Origin of the sequence: Geodermatophilus sp. TF02-6, from assembly GCF_003319115.1 — a bacterium.
In the GTDB taxonomy this organism is placed as follows: Bacteria; Actinomycetota; Actinomycetes; order Mycobacteriales; family Geodermatophilaceae; genus Geodermatophilus.
In genome coordinates this window covers 16,665-31,061 of sequence record NZ_QOHF01000022.1, presented here as the reverse complement: position 1 = coordinate 31,061, position 14,397 = coordinate 16,665, and the positions used below count along the sequence as shown (strand labels likewise).

Here is a 14,397-nt window from a genome sequence, read left to right as displayed (position 1 = left end):
GTTGTGGGCCACCGTCCTCTCGGCCGCTTCACCCCTCGGTCGGCCCCTCGGCGGGGAGCGAGGGCAGCCGGACCGGGCACGAGGCGCCCAGCTGGTCCATCGTCTGCGTGTCCACGTCGGTGCGGACGGCGGCGTGGAAGCGGCTGATCATCTGGTTCAGCCCGCAGGTGAAGGTGATCTCCATGATCTGCCGGGTGGTGAAGTGCTCGGTCAGCGCCGTCCACGTGGCGTCGTCGATGGGCTGCATCAGGGTGGACTTCCGGCAGAAGACGACGATCGCCTCCTGGCCGGGGGTGAACAGCCCCGCGGGCAGCGGGTCGTCGAGGACGTGCGCCATCTGCTCGTCGCTGATCCCGGCGCTCCGACCGAGCACCACGTGGGTCGGCGTCTAGTAGAAGCACTCGTTCGTGACGGCGGAGGTGTAGTAGGCCAGCTCCCGCTGCACCGGGTCGAGGCTGTTGCCGAAGTAGGCCACCTGCCCCAGGTGGAGCACCGCCTCGAGGATCTCGGGGTGGTTGGCGATCCCGCGGTAGACGTTCACCTCGCGCCCGCGGTTCTGGCGCACCATCGCCAGCAGCTCACGGGCCTTCGGGTCGGCGTCCGGGTCGTCGCCGGAGATCAGCGGGATGCGTGCCACCGTCGGTGCCTCCTCGGGACGTCGCTGTCCTGGGCGTCCGGCCGGGGCGGTCGACCCCGGCCGGACGGCCGGCTGGCGGAGGCGGACGGGAATCGAACCCGCCTGACCGAGCTGCTCGGCCACGTCGGCTTTAGAGGCCGCGGGGGCCACCAGGCGCCCTGACGCCTCCGCCGGTCAGCCTACGGTGGAGTCGTGACGACCGCGCCCGCGAGGATCCGGCTGACCCAGTACGCGCACGGCGGCGGCTGCGCCTGCAAGATCCCGGCCGGGGAGCTGGAGGCGGTGGTGGCCGGGCTCACCGCCGCCGGCCCGGTCGACCCGGCCGCCGAGCTGGTGGTCGGGCTGGACGACGGCGACGACGCGGCCGTGGTGCGGGTCGCCGGCGGGCAGGGGCTGGTGCTGACCACCGACTTCTTCACCCCGGTGGTCGACGACGCGCACACCTTCGGCCGGATCGCCGCGGCCAACGCGCTCTCCGACGTCTACGCCATGGGCGGCACCCCGGTCGTGGCGGTGAACCTGCTCGGCTGGCCGCGCGACGTGCTGCCGGCCGGGCTCGCCGCCGAGGTGCTGCGCGGTGGGTTGGAGATCGCCCAGGAGGCCGGGTGCCACGTCGGCGGCGGGCACTCCATCGACGACCCGGAGCCGAAGTACGGCATGGCGGTGACCGGCGTGGTCGACGTCGAGAGGGTGATCACCAACTCCGCGGCCGTGGCCGGCGACCCGCTGTCGCTGACCAAGCCGTTGGGCGTCGGCGTGCTCAACAGCCGGATGAAGGCGACCGGCGAGGTGTCGGAGGAGGCGGTCGCCTCGATGACGGCGCTCAACCGCGACGCCGGCCGGGCCGCGGTCGCGGCGGGGATCCGCGCCGGCACCGACGTCACCGGCTTCGGCCTGCTCGGCCACCTGTACAAGATGGCGCGGGCCAGCGGCGTGACCGCGGTGGTCGACGCCGCCGCCGTCCCCTACCTGGCCGGGGCGCGGCAGGCGCTGGCCGACGGCTTCGTCTCCGGCGGCACCCGCCGCAACCTGGACTGGGTGCGCCCGCACACCGACCTCTCGGCGGTGTCGGAGGACGAGGCGCTGCTGCTGGCCGACGCGCAGACCTCCGGCGGGCTGCTGCTGGGCGGGGAGGTCCCGGGCGCCCCGGTGATCGGCGAGTTCGTCCCGCGTGGGGAGCACGTCGTCGTCGTGCGGTGACCGCCTCGGGAGCACCGCGGACCGGCGATCACCGCCCCGGGGGGTCGCTGCCGTGTCCCGGCGGGAACCGGGTCCCGGCTCGGTCGGGCCGCACCAGCGGCAGGTCGCCGGGCCAGGCTCCCCGTCCGTCCGCGGGTGTTGCGGACGACGGCGTCGGGACCGTGTCGGGCGCGCGCGGACGGGAGGCGATGATCTGGGCGATCCCGATGCCCAGGACCGCGATGGTCAGGAGCCGCTCGAGTCGCGGCAGCTCGTAGAAGTAGGCGTACACCTGGGTGGCCACCGCGAAGACCTGTGCCCCGAGCGGCAGGACGACCGCCGACCACCCGACGATCTGCGCGCCCGGGTCGAACTCGACCGCCGGACGCCAGGCCGCCACGGCGATCGCCACGGAGGCGGCGCTCCAGAGGAAGTCGTAGGGCCCCTCGTGGTACCTGGCCTCGACGGCGGCGACCGAGTACACGGCGTCGCCCACGGTCAGGCAGACCAACCCCAGGCCGAGCCAGGACCAGCTCGCGTCCACCCGCCAGTTCATCAGCGGGAGCGCCCCGAGCAGGGCGCCGAGGAGGAGCAGGTCACTGAGCGGGTAGCTCAACGTCACGACCTGCCCGAGGGGGTCGGGCGGGGCGTTCCGGAGGACGGGTTGGACGACCAGCGCCACCATCGGGGTGGCCACGATGAGGACCATGACGAACCCGTCCAGCCACCGGTGCCACTCGATGCGTGCCACGCGAGCCCGCACCAGCAGGACGAGGCCGGACATGAACAGCGGGTAGCAGGCCAGGGAGAAGACGTCGGTCGCGTTGGGGTACGGGACGACCCGGTCGCTGCTCAGCCCCAGCAGCCCCCAGAGCGCCTCCCCGACCCACACGCAGAACACGGCCGCGGCCAAGAGCGTCCAGGCCCGTCGGTCACGGGCATGGCGCGCGGCTCCCGCGGCGCACATGACCGCCGCCACGAGGATGACGGTGTCGTGCAGCCAGTCGTTGACGAGCCGGTCGGGACCAGCGGTCAACTCGTGGACGGCCTCGACGACCACGGCTGCCAGCAGGACGCCCAGCACGAGGGTCGGCGCTCCGACACGCGCCCGTGCACTGCGCAGCCACGGCACCTCCCTGACGCTAGCGGTCCTGCCCGGCGGTGCTCCCGCCATCGCCCACCACGCCATCGACCACCACGCCATCGACCACCACGCCATCGACCACCACGCCATCGCCCACCACGGCGACCGTCGGCGGCACCGGGGGCTCCAGCGGTCCCTGGGCTCCGAGCGCGTCGCAGGTGCGCGGAGCCTCCGTTACGGTCCGGGCATGCTCGCCGTCTTCGTCGCCAGGCCCGCCCCCGAGGACCCGCTCTCCGTGCTGGAGGTCGGTGAGCGCCCCGCGCCGGAGGTCCCCGACGGCTGGACGACGGTGCAGGTGCGGGCCGCCTCGCTCAACCACCACGACCTGTTCAGCCTGCGCGGCGTCGGCCTGCCGGCCGAGCGGATGCCGATGATCCTGGGCACCGACGCCGCCGGGCTCGACGAGGACGGCAACGAGGTCGTCGTGCACGGCGTCGTCGCCAGCCCCGGGTGGACCGGCGACGAGACGCTCGACCCGAAGCGGACCCTGTTCTCCGAGCTGCACCAGGGGACGATGGCCGAGCGGGTCGCCGTCCCCCGCCGCAACCTGCTGCCCAAGCCGGCCGAGCTGACCTTCGCCGAGGCCGCCTGCCTGCCCACCGCGTGGCTGACCGCCTACCGGATGCTGTTCGTCAAGTCCGGGCTGCGACCTGGGCAGACCGTGCTGGTGCAGGGCGCCAGCGGCGGTGTCGCCACCGCGCTGATCGTGCTGGGCCGCGCCGCCGGCTACCGGGTGTGGGTGACCGGCCGCAGCGAGGACAAGCGGCAGGCGGCGCTGGCGCTGGGCGCCGAGCAGGCGTTCGAGACCGGTGCCCGGCTGCCCGAGCGGGTGGACGGCGTCATGGAGACCGTCGGCCAGGCGACGTGGAGCCACAGCGTCAAGTCCCTCAGACCCGGCGGCGTCATCGTGACCTCCGGCGCCACCACCGGCTTCAACCCCGGGGCCGAGCTCAACCGGGTCTTCTTCACCCAGCTGTCGGTGATCGGGTCGACGATGGGCACCCGGGACGAACTCGAGTCACTGGTGCGCATGTGCGCGGTGACCGGCGTCCGCCCGGTCATCGACGTCGAGCTGCCGTTGGCGCAGGCTCAGGAGGGCTTCGCGAGGATGGTGGAGGGCCGGACCGCCGGGAAGATCGTCTTCACGCTGTGAGCGGTCAGGGGCGGAAGCCTCGCAGCGAGGCGGCCGCCGACGGGGAGGGAGCGTCGCAGCGAGGGACGAGCGAGGAACGGGCCGGCCGCGCGGGCGGTCGGGACGCCGGCGCGGGGAGCGCGGCGCCCCGCGGGGGCGGACCGGGCAGCACGACGACCGCCGTCGACCGGGTGGTGGCCGCGTTGCGCGCCGCGGGGGTCGACACCGAGGTGCGCCGCTTCGCCGAGCCGGTGCCGACCGCGGCGGCTGCCGCGGTGGCCCTCGGCTGCGACGTGGGCGCCATCGCCAACAGCCTGGTCTTCGACGCCGACGGGGCGCCGCTGCTCGTGCTGGCCAGCGGCGCCCACCGCGTGGACACCGGCAAGGTGGCGGAACTGGTCGGCGCGCGGCGGGTGCGGCCGGCGAGCTCCGCGCTCGTCACCGCCGCCACCGGCCAGGAGGTCGGCGGGGTGGCCCCGGTCGGGCACCCGGCACCGCTGCGCACCGTGGTCGACGTCGACCTCGCCCGGCACCCGCTGCTCTGGGCCGGCGGCGGGAACCACCACACGATGTTCTGCCTCAGCTACGCCGACCTGCTGCGGCTGACCGGCGGCGACGAGGCCGCCGTGGCCTGACTGTGAGCACCGAGGTCGTCACCCTCAGCTTCTGGACGTCGCTCGGCGCCGTCCGACAGTTCGCCGGCGACGACGTCACCGCCGCCGTCTTCTCCCCCGAGGACGCCCGCCACCTGGTCGACCGCGAGGTCACCGTGACCCACTACGAGGTGCACGGGGCGGGCTGAGCCTCCTTCGCTGTCAAATTGGGTTGACAGCCGGGCGAGAGCAACCTAAGTTGACAGCTATGGCTGACACAGCACAGGTGGCCTCCGCCGCCAGCAGCCGGGACCCCGCGGTCGGGCTGAAGGCGGTCCGCGCGCTCCGGGCGCTGGTCGAGCGACTGGAGGCCCTGCAGGTGGAGAACGCGCGCGACGAGGGATGGACCTGGGAGCAGATCGCCCAGCTGCTCGGCGTCACCCGGCAGGCGGTGCACAAGAAGTACGCAGGCGGCCGCGGGCCGCTCCGGCGGAGGGACTGACGATGTTCGAACGCTTCACGTCCGAGGCGCGCGCGACCGTGGTGAGCGCCCAGCAGGAGGCCCGCCGGCTGGGCTCGGAGCGCATCGGCACCGAGCACCTGCTGCTCGGGCTGCTCGACCAGGACGGCGTCGCGGCGGGGGTCCTCGCCCGGCACGGGCTGACCCGGGACGGCGTCGCCGCGGCGGTGGTCGCCGCCGCAGGCGGGGAGGAGCTGGACGCCGACGCGCTGCAGGTGCTCGGCATCGACCTCGACGCCGTCCGCAGCTCGGTCGAGGCCACCTTCGGTCCCGGCGCGCTGGACGCACCCGGACGCCGGGGGCGGCGCACGGACGGGCACATCCCGTTCACACCGGGGGCCAAGAAGGCGGTCGAGCTGTCGCTGCGGGAGGCCCTGGCCATGGGGTCGCGGAGCATCACCGACGGGCACATCGCGCTCGGCGTCATCCGTGAGGGCGAGGGCCTGGCCGTGAAGGTGCTGCACGACCGCGGCATCGACCCGCAGGTCCTGCGCGCGGAGCTCAGGGCGGCACTGGGCGGCTGAAGACCCCCTGCCCCCACCGGAGAAGGACCCCGTCCTCCCCAGCCTTCGCAGGCTCAGGCCGGGACCCGGGACGGGGCCCTGCAGAAGGGCCAACCTGTCACCCTCGGGTGGGACGGTGCCGGAGTGGAGATCCTCTTCGTCGCCAGCACGAGCGTCATCGCGCCCGATCCGGTGCAGAGTCGGCGGCTCTACCTGGACGCCCTCGGGCTGCCACTGGAGCGCATCGGGGGCGAGTACTTCGCAAGCGAGCACATCGGTGGCAGCAAGCACTTCGGTGTGTGGCCGCTCGCCGAGGCCGCGGCCGCCTGCTTCGGGAGGCCCACCTGGCCGGCCGACCACCCGGTGCCGCAGGCCAGCATCGAGTTCGAGCTCGCCGACGGGGCCGCGGTGGCCGACGGCGCGGCCGAACTGGAGGCCGCCGGGCACCGGCTCCTGCACGGGGCGCGGACCGAGCCGTGGGGCCAGACGGTCGCCCGGCTGCAGTCGCCGGAGGGGCTGGTGGTGGGACTGTCCTTCGCGCCGTGGCTGCACTGAGCGCCGGACGCCGTCAGCCCTGGGCCGCTGCGAGCCGCTCCTCGATGCCGGCGGTGACCTTCGCCCGGGTCCGCAGCGGGAGGTGCGCCACCGCCAGCGCGAGCTCGAACGGTCGGTCCTCGTGCGTCGGACAGGCGCGGAAGGCCGACCCGACGGTGACGCCGTGAGCAGGGATGCCGTGGTCAGGGCGGTGCCCGACCTCGACCGGGTCGCCGGCGCCGACGTCCCCGGTCTCGAGCACCCGCCGCTACGCCCCGCTGGCGCCACGCGCATAGCAGGTCGCGGCCGGGCTCGGCGGCCCACCAGTCGGCGTCCTCCTGTCGGGACCGGAGACGCAGACGGCGTCGATCCGGCCCGAGCTCACTTCTTCGCGGGCTCGGAGTTGGACAGCGCGGCGACGAAGGCCTCCTGCGGCACCTCGACCCGGCCGACCATCTTCATCCGCTTCTTGCCCTCCTTCTGCTTCTCCAGCAGCTTGCGCTTGCGGGTGATGTCACCGCCGTAGCACTTGGCGAGGACGTCCTTGCGGATGGCGCGGATGGTCTCGCGGGCGATGACCCGGGAACCGACCGCGGCCTGGATGGGCACCTCGAACTGTTGGCGCGGGATGAGCTCGCGCAGCTTGCCGGCCATCATCACGCCGTAGCTGTAGGCCTTGTCCTTGTGCACGATCGCGCTGAACGCGTCGACCGGCTCGCCCTGCAGCAGGATGTCCACCTTGACCAGCTGCGCCTCCTGCTCGCCGGCCTCGGCGTAGTCGAGGGAGGCGTAGCCGCGGGTACGCGACTTCAACGCGTCGAAGAAGTCGAAGATGATCTCGCCCAGGGGCAGCGTGTAGCGCAGCTCGACGCGCGACTCGGACAGGTAGTCCATGCCGGTCAGCGAGCCGCGGCGGTTCTGGCAGAGCTCCATGATCGTGCCGGTGTAGTCGCTGGGCGCGATGATCGTGGCGCTGACGATCGGCTCGAAGACCGTGTCGATCTTGCCGCTGGGCCAGTCGCTGGGGTTGGTGACCCGGTGCTCGGTGCCGTCCTCCATCACCACCCGGTAGACGACGTTCGGCGCGGTGGAGATCAGGCTGATGCCGGCCTCGCGCTCCAGCCGCTCGCGGACGATCTCCAGGTGCAGCAGGCCGAGGAAGCCGACCCGGAAGCCGAACCCGAGCGCGGCGGAGGTCTCCGGCTCGTACACCAGCGCGGCGTCGTTGAGGGCGAGCTTGTCCAGCGACTCCCGCAGCAGGCCGTACTCGCTGCCGTCGATCGGGTAGAGGCCGGAGTAGACCATCGGCTTGGGGTCCTGGTACCCGCCGAGCGGCTCGCTCGCCGGGTCGTTCTGCAGGGTGACCGTGTCGCCCACCCGGGACTGGCGGACGTCCTTCACCCCGGTGATCAGGTAACCGACCTCGCCCACGCCGAGCGAGGCGACCGGCTTGGGCTCCGGCGAGATGACCCCGATCTCGAGCAGCTCGTGGGTGGCGCCGGTGGACATCATCCTGATCCGCTCACGGGCGGCGATCCGGCCGTCCACGACGCGGACGTAGGTGATCACGCCGCGGTAGATGTCGTAGACGCTGTCGAAGATCATCGCCCGGGCCGGGGCGTCGGCGTCGCCGGTCGGCGCGGGGATCTGGTCGACGATCGCGTCGAGCAGCTCGGGTACGCCCTCGCCGGTCTTGCCGCTGACCCGCAGCACGTCGGAGGGGTCGCAACCGATGATGTGCGCCAGCTCTGCGGCGTACCGCTCCGGTTGGGCCGCCGGCAGGTCGATCTTGTTGAGCACCGGGATGATCGTGAGGTCGTTCTCCAGGGCCAGGTAGAGGTTGGCCAGGGTCTGCGCCTCGATGCCCTGGGCGGCGTCGACGAGCAGGACCGCACCCTCGCAGGCGGCCAGCGAGCGGGACACCTCGTAGGTGAAGTCGACGTGACCGGGGGTGTCGATCATGTGCAGCACGTGCGCGGCGCCGGCGTGCTCGCCCGTCGTCGGCGTCCACGGCAGGCGCACGTTCTGCGCCTTGATGGTGATGCCCCGCTCGCGCTCGATGTCCATCCGGTCGAGGTACTGCGCACGCATCTGCCGTGCTTCGATGACCCCGGTCACCTCGAGCATCCGGTCGGCCAGCGTCGACTTGCCGTGGTCGATGTGGGCGATGATGCAGAAGTTCCGGATGCGGGCCGGGTCGGTGCAGGCGGGAGTCGTCACAGTGCTCCCATCGTCCCACGGCTCGGCGCGTCGTCCAGTGAGCGGCCGGGACCGTGCGGGGGACCCGCGGGTTGGGGGCGGCCGACCGGCGCTGGTATCTTGGCAGACCGGTCCGCAGGCGCACGCCGTCCGGACGCACGGTCAGACGCATCCCTGAGAGACACCCGAGGCTCACGCGTGGCGAACATCAAGTCCCAGATGAAGCGGATCAAGACGAACGAGAAGCGGCGTCAGCGCAACGTCGCCGTCAAGTCCGCCCTGAAGACCGCCGTCCGGCGGTTCCGTGAGGCCGCCGACGCCGGGGACGCCGCGGCCGCGACCGCCGCCCTCGCGAACGCCACCAAGGCGCTGGACAAGGCCGCCAGCAAGGGCATCATCCACAAGAACCAGGCCGCCAACCGCAAGTCCGGCATGGCCAAGCGGATGGCCGGCCTCTCCAGCTGACACACCCCTGCCGGGTTCTCGCAGAGAGCCCCTCTCCCCCTGCGGGACGGGGGCTCTCGTGCCTCGCACTCGGGCTCGACCCGGTGCGGCGAGTGGGCGTCAGCCGCGGATGCCCCGACCGCTCTCCCGACGGATGGCCACGATCCGCCGGATCGCCTGCTCGAGCGCGTAGTCGGCGCTGGCCGCCGCGCCCTTGACGTCGGCGTTCAGCTCGGCCGCCACGCCGATCGCCTGCTGCAGACCGTCGATGCTCCAGCCCCGGGCCTGCGCCTGCGCCTTCTTGACCTTCCAGGGCGGCATCTTCAGGGTCCGGGCGAGGTCGCCGGGGTTGCTGCTGCGCACCGAGGACACCCGCGCGGCGGTCCGGACGCCGTCGGCGATGGCGTCGGCGACCAGGACGTGGGCCACGCCGCGCTGCAGGGCCCAGCGCAGCGTCTCCAGCGCCCCCTGCCGGTCGCCGACCAGGACCCGCTCGGCGACGCTGAACCCGGTGACCTCGGCCTGACCGCGGTGGAAGCGGGCGACCGCGTCGGCGTCGACGGTGCCACCGACGTCGGAGACCAGCTGTCCGGCGGCCGAGGACAGCTGCCGCAGGTCGGCACCGACGGCCTCCACCAGCGCCGACGCGGCGTCGGGGGTGATCCGCCCGCCGGCGGCGCGGACCTCGTTGCGCACGAAGGCGATCCGGTCCCCCACCGAGGTGACCCTCGGGCAGTCGTCGACGGCCGCACCGGCGGCGGTGAACGACTTGAGCAGGGCCTCGTTGCGTCTTCCTCCGTGGTGGACGACGACGAGCGTCAGGTCGGGGTCGGGGTCCCGCGCGTAGGCGGTGAGCGCCTCCACCAGCGCGCCGGCGGCCTCGTGCACCCCCGTGACGACGACGAGCCGGTGGGCGTCGAACAGCGAGGGCGCGAGGACGTCGGCGAGCTCGCCGACCGGGAGCCCCAGCGCCGGCAGCTCGTGCAGCTCGGCGTCGGGGTGGCGGTCGAGCACCGCGGCGCGCACCGCGGCCACGGCCCGCGCGCGCAGAAGCTCCTCCTCCCCGACCACGGCGCGCAGGCGTGAGGTCGGTGCGGGAGGCGCGGCGGTCACACCGGCATGGTGCCACGCGGGGCCGACACTGCGGTCCACCCGAGCGGAGCGGGCCGGGCACGGGCGGGTCACCGGTCCCGGTGCCGTCGCCGCGCACGCCGGCCGACCTGCCGAGAGCCCGGCCGGCGCCGCGCCGGTCGCCGGGGGCCGGGCCGATCGCCGTCCCGGACGCCTCGCGGCCGCGTCCGGCCACCCCCCAGGCGCCGCCGTCACCGGCCACGGCCAGGTCGCCCTCCCGGTCGGTGCGGTGCACCCGCATGCCCGCCTGCGCCAGCCAGGACAGCGCCTGCGCGGTCGGGTGCCCGTAAGGGTTGTCCACACCGACCGACAGCAGCGCCACGCGCGCCCCGGTGGCGGCGAGGAAGTCGGGGTCGGCGTCCGCGCTGCCGTGGTGCGGCACCTTGAGCACGTCCGTCCGCAGGTCGACGCCCCGGGTGAGGAGGCGCGCCTCGGCCTCGGCGCCCAGGTCCCCGGTCAGCAGCACCCGGACGCCGCGCTGGGTCACGCGGACGACCAGGGACAGGTCGTTGGCCTCCGCCGCCGCGGTGGCGGCCTCCGGCGCCGGTGCGAGCACCTCGACCGTCGCACCGCCCACGGTGCGGCGGTCCCCGGGGACGAGCACGGTCCGCTGGGCACCTGCCCGGCGCGCGGCGTCGTCCAGCCGATCCGCCCGGTCCTCGGCCGGTGACAGCGTCCCCGTGGCGAGGGCGCCGACCGCGCGCCCCGACAGAGCTCCGGCGAGCCCTCCGGCGTGGTCGGCGTCGAGGTGGGTGAGGAGGACCAGCGGGAGCGTGTCGATCCCGAGCCGGTCCAGGCACCGGTCGACCGCGCCGACGTCGGGCCCCGTGTCGACCAGCACTGCCTCACCCGGCGCGGTGGGCACCACCAGGGCGTCGCCCTGGCCGACGTCGCAGGCGACGAGGACGGTGCGGTCCGGCGGCCAGCCGCGGGTGACCTGCCGGATCGGCCAGCCCAGCACCACGACGCCGACGAGCGCCGCCAGCGCCAGCGGCCGGGCCCGGGGAAAGCGCCACAGCAGCCAGCCGACGGCCAGCACCAGCAGGGTCAGGAGCACGGCGCCGCGCGTCCCGGCCGGCCAGCCGGTCGCGCCGTCGGGCAGCGCCGCGGCGCGCTCGGCCACGAGCACCAGCCAGCGGACCGGCCAGCCGGCCAGCCACACCAGCGCGTCACCGAGCGGCGGCAGCACCGCCGCCGGTGCGGCCAGCAACCCCAGCACGGTCGCCGCGGGGACGGCCGGGGCGGCCAGCAGGTTGGCCGGCAGCGACACCGGGCTGACCAGCCCGGAGAGCCCGGCCACGAGCGGCGCGGTGGCGATGCCGGCGGCCGCGGCGACCGCCACCGCGTCGGCCAGGACCGGCGGCCAGCGCCGGTCGCGCAGGCGACGGGACCAGCCAGGTGCCAGCAGCACGATGGCGGCGGTCGCGGTGACCGACAGGGCGAAGCCGGCGTCACGCGCCAGGCCGGGGTCGACGAGCAGCAGCACCGCCACGGCGCCGCCGAGCGCGGGCAGGGCCGCCCGTGGCCGGCCGGTGGCCAGGGCCAGCAGCGTCACCGCGCCCATCATCGCGGCCCGGACCACGCTGGCGCTGGGCCGGGCCAGCACGACGAAACCGGCCAGCGCCACGAGCGCCACCAGGGCCTGCACCCGCCGGTCGACCGCGCGACGGCGCAGCGGCGCCAGGACGCCGGTGAGCACCACCGCCACGTTGGCGCCGGACACGGCCGTGAGGTGGGCCAGCCCGGCCCGGCGGAAGTCCTCGACGAGGACGGGGTCCATCGCCCCCGTGTCGCCCACGACCAGTCCGGGGAGGAGACCGCCGACCCGCGGGCCGAGCACCCGCACGGCGGCGTCGCTCAACGCGTGCCGCAGACCACCGGCGACCCGCTGCACCCACGGCGGCTCACCCAGGAGCGTCGGCGGACCCCGCACCGAGAGGCGGGCCACCAACCCGTCGCCCCCGTCGGCCGGGGACACCGCCGCCCTGACCCGCACCGACTGTCCCGGCAGCAGGCCGCGCCACTCCTCCGCGGGCGCGAAGAGCACGACCGCGTCGTCCAGCCGGGTCCGGATCGCGCCCTCGTCCAGCCCGGTCACCGTGGCCTCGGCGACCACCCGCGGCGTGCCGACGCCGTTCACCGGCCGTGGGTCGCTGTCCAGGTCGAGCTCCACGACGACCGTCCTCCGGTCCCCGGCCACCTCGGCCAGCGGGGACGCCTCCCGTGCCGCCGTCCGCACCGCGGCCGTCGCCGCGGTCACCGCGACCGCGGCGAGGACCCCCAGGAGCACCACGGCCGCCGCCGAGCGGCCGCGCCGGGACACCGCGACCGCGGCCGCGGCGGCAGCCGGTGCGACCCCGGCCAGCACCGGGACCGGCAGGAGCGGTGCCACCAGGGTGCCGGCCCACACGGCCGCGGCGACGGGGGCCAGCCGCAGGTCCACCCACGTCCAGCGACCGGGCGGAGCGCTTCCGCGTCCTCCTCGCCGGCGCTCCTCGGCCGCGTGCACCGCGCTGCTGTGCCGACCGGTGAGCTCGCTCACACGGTCACCAGCTCGGCGAGCTCGGCGTAGATGGCCGGGCCGATGCCGGGGACGTCGTCCAGCTGCTCGACGGCCGTGAACCGCCCGTGCTGCTCGCGGTGGTCGACGATCCGCTGGGCGAGCACGGGGCCGATGCCGGGCAGCGCGTCGAGGTCGGCGACGGTCGCCGTGTTGAGGTCCACCAGCCCCGAGCCACCCCCACCGGAGGGAGCGGCACCGGCCGCGGCCGCTCCCGGCACACCCACCGTGACCTGCTGCCCGTCGGTCACCACCGCGGCGAGGTTGACCGAGGCCGGATCGGCCTCCGGCAGCAGCCCGCCAGCGGCCGCGACCGCGTCGGCGACCCGGGCTCCCTCGGGGAGGGTGACCAGCCCGGGCCGGGTGACGAGCCCGACCACCGAGACCACCACGGTCGACGCGGAGTCGGCCGCGACCCCGACCGAGGGCGTGGCGGGGGTGCCCGGCGCGGACGCCGTCGGCTCGGCCGGCCGGACCGGGGCCGGCTCCACCTGTGGCCGGTCGGACCAGGTGGCGGCGGCGACCAGCAGGGCGGCGAGCAGGCCGACCACCCACAGCGACCACGCACCGCGGCGCCCGGGGTCGACCCGCACCGCACTGCCCGGGGCCCGGTGCCGACCGATGCCCGAGGGCAGTGCCACGTCCGGCGGCTCGGCGTCGTGGTCGTCGTCCGGTGGGGGCCTGTCGGCCTGCTCCTCGCCCGGCACCCAGCCCGGGGTGCGGCTCTCGTCGAGCAGAGCGCGCAGGCGGGCGCGGATCAGGTCGGCGTCGTCGCTGCGGCGGGAGGAGAGGCGCACCGGGCGGACGCTAGGCAGCGCCGGGACCGGTCGGAGCGGGTCGACGACGCCTGTGGACAGTCGTAGCGGCTGTGGACAGCCGCAGACCCGTGGCCGCACGGGGAGGCAGGCTGCCCCGGTGCCTCGTCCGTCTCGCCTCTCAGCGCGTCCCCGGGTCCGGCTGCTGCGCCTCCGCAGCCCCGGCCGGGGCCACGACCAGGCCCACCGCGCCGGGGCCGACGTGGGCACCGACCGCGGCGCCGAGCTCGCTGACGTACAGCTCGTGCAGCCCGGGGATCCGCTCCTCGAGGTCGGCGGCCAGCCGCTCGGCCCGCTCCGGCGCGGCCAGGTGGTGGACGGCCACCATCACCGGCCCGTCGCCGGCCGCCTCGACGCCGCGCTGCACCAGCCGGGCCAGCGCCCGGGCGGAGGTCCGGACCTTCTCCAGCGGAACGACCCGCCCCTCGGCCACGTGCAGCACCGGCTTGACCGCCAGGGCGGTGCCGATCAGCGAGGCGGCCGCGCCGATCCGCCCGCCGTGGCGGAGGTGGTCGAGGGTGTCCACGACGAACAGCGTCCGGGTCCGCGCCGCGGTGTCCCGAGCGGCCCGGGCGGCGGCGGCCGCGTCCGCCCCGGCCGCGGCCGCACGGGCGGCCGCCAGCACGGCGAACCCGTTGCCCATGGCCGCCGACCGGGAGTCGATGACCGTCACGACGTGCTCGCCCACCTGCGCCGCGGCCAGCCGCGCGGCGTCCACGGTCCCGGACAGCTCGGCGGACAGGTGCACCGAGACGATCCGCTCGGCCCCGGCGGCCAGCCGCCGCCGGTAGGCGCCGACGAAGTCGCCGGGGGTGGGCCGCGAGGTGGAGACGCGATGGCCCCGTGCGGTCAGGTCACGGGCCACGTCGGCCGGCCCGATGTCCGCACCCTCGCGCCCGGAGCGACCGGCCATGACCACGTAGAGGGGCACGACCTCGATCGCGTACCGCTCGACCAGCCGGGCAGGCAGGTAGGCCGTGGAGTCGGTGACCACGGCAACGGACAC

16 protein-coding genes, 1 tRNA gene and 1 pseudogene are annotated in these 14,397 nt (G+C 75.1%); 8 read left to right on the top strand and 10 right to left on the bottom strand.

Annotated elements, in window-relative coordinates:
• Positions 1 to 28: 28 nt before the first annotated feature.
• The 3 genes from DQ238_RS18075 to DQ238_RS22905 all read right to left on the bottom strand — a co-directional run bounded on the left by DQ238_RS18075 (position 29) and on the right by DQ238_RS22905 (position 806).
• Entirely contained in the window at positions 29 to 376 is a 348-nt protein-coding gene (locus DQ238_RS18075) for a carboxymuconolactone decarboxylase family protein (protein WP_113782642.1), read from the bottom strand.
• A gap of 12 nt (positions 377 to 388) precedes the next feature.
• Positions 389 to 637: a carboxymuconolactone decarboxylase family protein gene (locus DQ238_RS18070; protein ID WP_113782641.1), complete on the bottom strand. Its 249-nt coding sequence runs from the start codon at positions 635 to 637 to the stop codon at positions 389 to 391.
• A gap of 73 nt (positions 638 to 710) precedes the next feature.
• Positions 711 to 806: transfer RNA gene (locus DQ238_RS22905), tRNA-OTHER, on the bottom strand.
• 23 nt (positions 807 to 829) lie between these two features.
• Between DQ238_RS22905 and selD the strand changes: the two genes are divergently transcribed.
• Positions 830 to 1,837, top strand: a complete 1,008-nt coding sequence (gene selD / locus DQ238_RS18065; protein WP_199506432.1) for a selenide, water dikinase SelD — start codon at positions 830 to 832, stop codon at positions 1,835 to 1,837.
• 28 nt (positions 1,838 to 1,865) lie between these two features.
• On the opposite strand, the gene DQ238_RS18060 is transcribed toward selD, so the two are convergent.
• Positions 1,866 to 2,948 (bottom strand): hypothetical protein, encoded by a 1,083-nt coding sequence (locus DQ238_RS18060; protein WP_147263110.1) that lies wholly within the window; start codon positions 2,946 to 2,948, stop codon positions 1,866 to 1,868.
• 199 nt (positions 2,949 to 3,147) lie between these two features.
• On the opposite strand from DQ238_RS18060, the gene DQ238_RS18055 reads away from it, so the two are divergent.
• From DQ238_RS18055 to DQ238_RS18035, 6 genes are all read left to right on the top strand, one after another.
• Positions 3,148 to 4,113 (top strand): zinc-binding dehydrogenase, encoded by a 966-nt coding sequence (locus DQ238_RS18055; RefSeq protein ID WP_113782639.1) that lies wholly within the window; start codon positions 3,148 to 3,150, stop codon positions 4,111 to 4,113.
• A 170-nt stretch (positions 4,114 to 4,283) separates the two neighbouring features.
• Complete coding sequence (locus DQ238_RS18050; protein WP_113782688.1) at positions 4,284 to 4,727, top strand: YbaK/EbsC family protein; 444 nt, start codon at positions 4,284 to 4,286, stop codon at positions 4,725 to 4,727.
• A 2-nt stretch (positions 4,728 to 4,729) separates the two neighbouring features.
• Positions 4,730 to 4,894: a hypothetical protein gene (locus DQ238_RS22900; RefSeq protein WP_158550830.1), complete on the top strand. Its 165-nt coding sequence runs from the start codon at positions 4,730 to 4,732 to the stop codon at positions 4,892 to 4,894.
• A 59-nt stretch (positions 4,895 to 4,953) separates the two neighbouring features.
• A complete protein-coding gene (locus DQ238_RS18045; RefSeq protein WP_113782638.1) occupies positions 4,954 to 5,187 on the top strand; it encodes a helix-turn-helix domain-containing protein in 234 nt (77 codons plus the stop codon).
• Positions 5,188 to 5,189: 2 nt separating this feature from the next.
• Positions 5,190 to 5,729, top strand: coding sequence for a Clp protease N-terminal domain-containing protein (locus DQ238_RS18040; protein WP_113782637.1), 540 nt, complete (start codon positions 5,190 to 5,192; stop codon positions 5,727 to 5,729).
• Between the two features lie 123 nt (positions 5,730 to 5,852).
• Complete coding sequence (locus tag DQ238_RS18035) at positions 5,853 to 6,263, top strand: glyoxalase (RefSeq protein ID WP_113782636.1); 411 nt, start codon at positions 5,853 to 5,855, stop codon at positions 6,261 to 6,263.
• A 13-nt stretch (positions 6,264 to 6,276) separates the two neighbouring features.
• Here DQ238_RS18035 and DQ238_RS23360 read toward each other — a convergent pair whose 3' ends face one another.
• On the bottom strand, positions 6,277 to 6,504 hold the full coding sequence (locus DQ238_RS23360; protein WP_199506431.1) for a hypothetical protein: 228 nt from the start codon (positions 6,502 to 6,504) through the stop codon (positions 6,277 to 6,279).
• Positions 6,505 to 6,623: 119 nt separating this feature from the next.
• Positions 6,624 to 8,462 (bottom strand): translation elongation factor 4, encoded by a 1,839-nt coding sequence (lepA, locus tag DQ238_RS18030; protein WP_113782635.1) that lies wholly within the window; start codon positions 8,460 to 8,462, stop codon positions 6,624 to 6,626.
• Between the two features lie 177 nt (positions 8,463 to 8,639).
• Between lepA and rpsT the strand changes: the two genes are divergently transcribed.
• On the top strand, positions 8,640 to 8,906 hold the full coding sequence (gene rpsT / locus DQ238_RS18025) for a 30S ribosomal protein S20 (protein WP_113782634.1): 267 nt from the start codon (positions 8,640 to 8,642) through the stop codon (positions 8,904 to 8,906).
• Between the two features lie 99 nt (positions 8,907 to 9,005).
• On the opposite strand, the gene holA is transcribed toward rpsT, so the two are convergent.
• The 4 genes and pseudogenes from holA to DQ238_RS18010 form a co-directional block, all read right to left on the bottom strand.
• A complete protein-coding gene (gene holA / locus DQ238_RS23895) occupies positions 9,006 to 9,998 on the bottom strand; it encodes a DNA polymerase III subunit delta (protein WP_233496076.1) in 993 nt (330 codons plus the stop codon).
• Positions 9,999 to 10,386: 388 nt separating this feature from the next.
• Positions 10,387 to 11,814: pseudogene (locus DQ238_RS23890) on the bottom strand (ComEC/Rec2 family competence protein); the annotation flags it as partial.
• A 740-nt stretch (positions 11,815 to 12,554) separates the two neighbouring features.
• Positions 12,555 to 13,373, bottom strand: coding sequence for a ComEA family DNA-binding protein (locus DQ238_RS18015; RefSeq protein WP_113782633.1), 819 nt, complete (start codon positions 13,371 to 13,373; stop codon positions 12,555 to 12,557).
• A 139-nt stretch (positions 13,374 to 13,512) separates the two neighbouring features.
• A complete protein-coding gene (locus DQ238_RS18010) occupies positions 13,513 to 14,397 on the bottom strand; it encodes a DegV family protein (RefSeq protein WP_113782632.1) in 885 nt (294 codons plus the stop codon).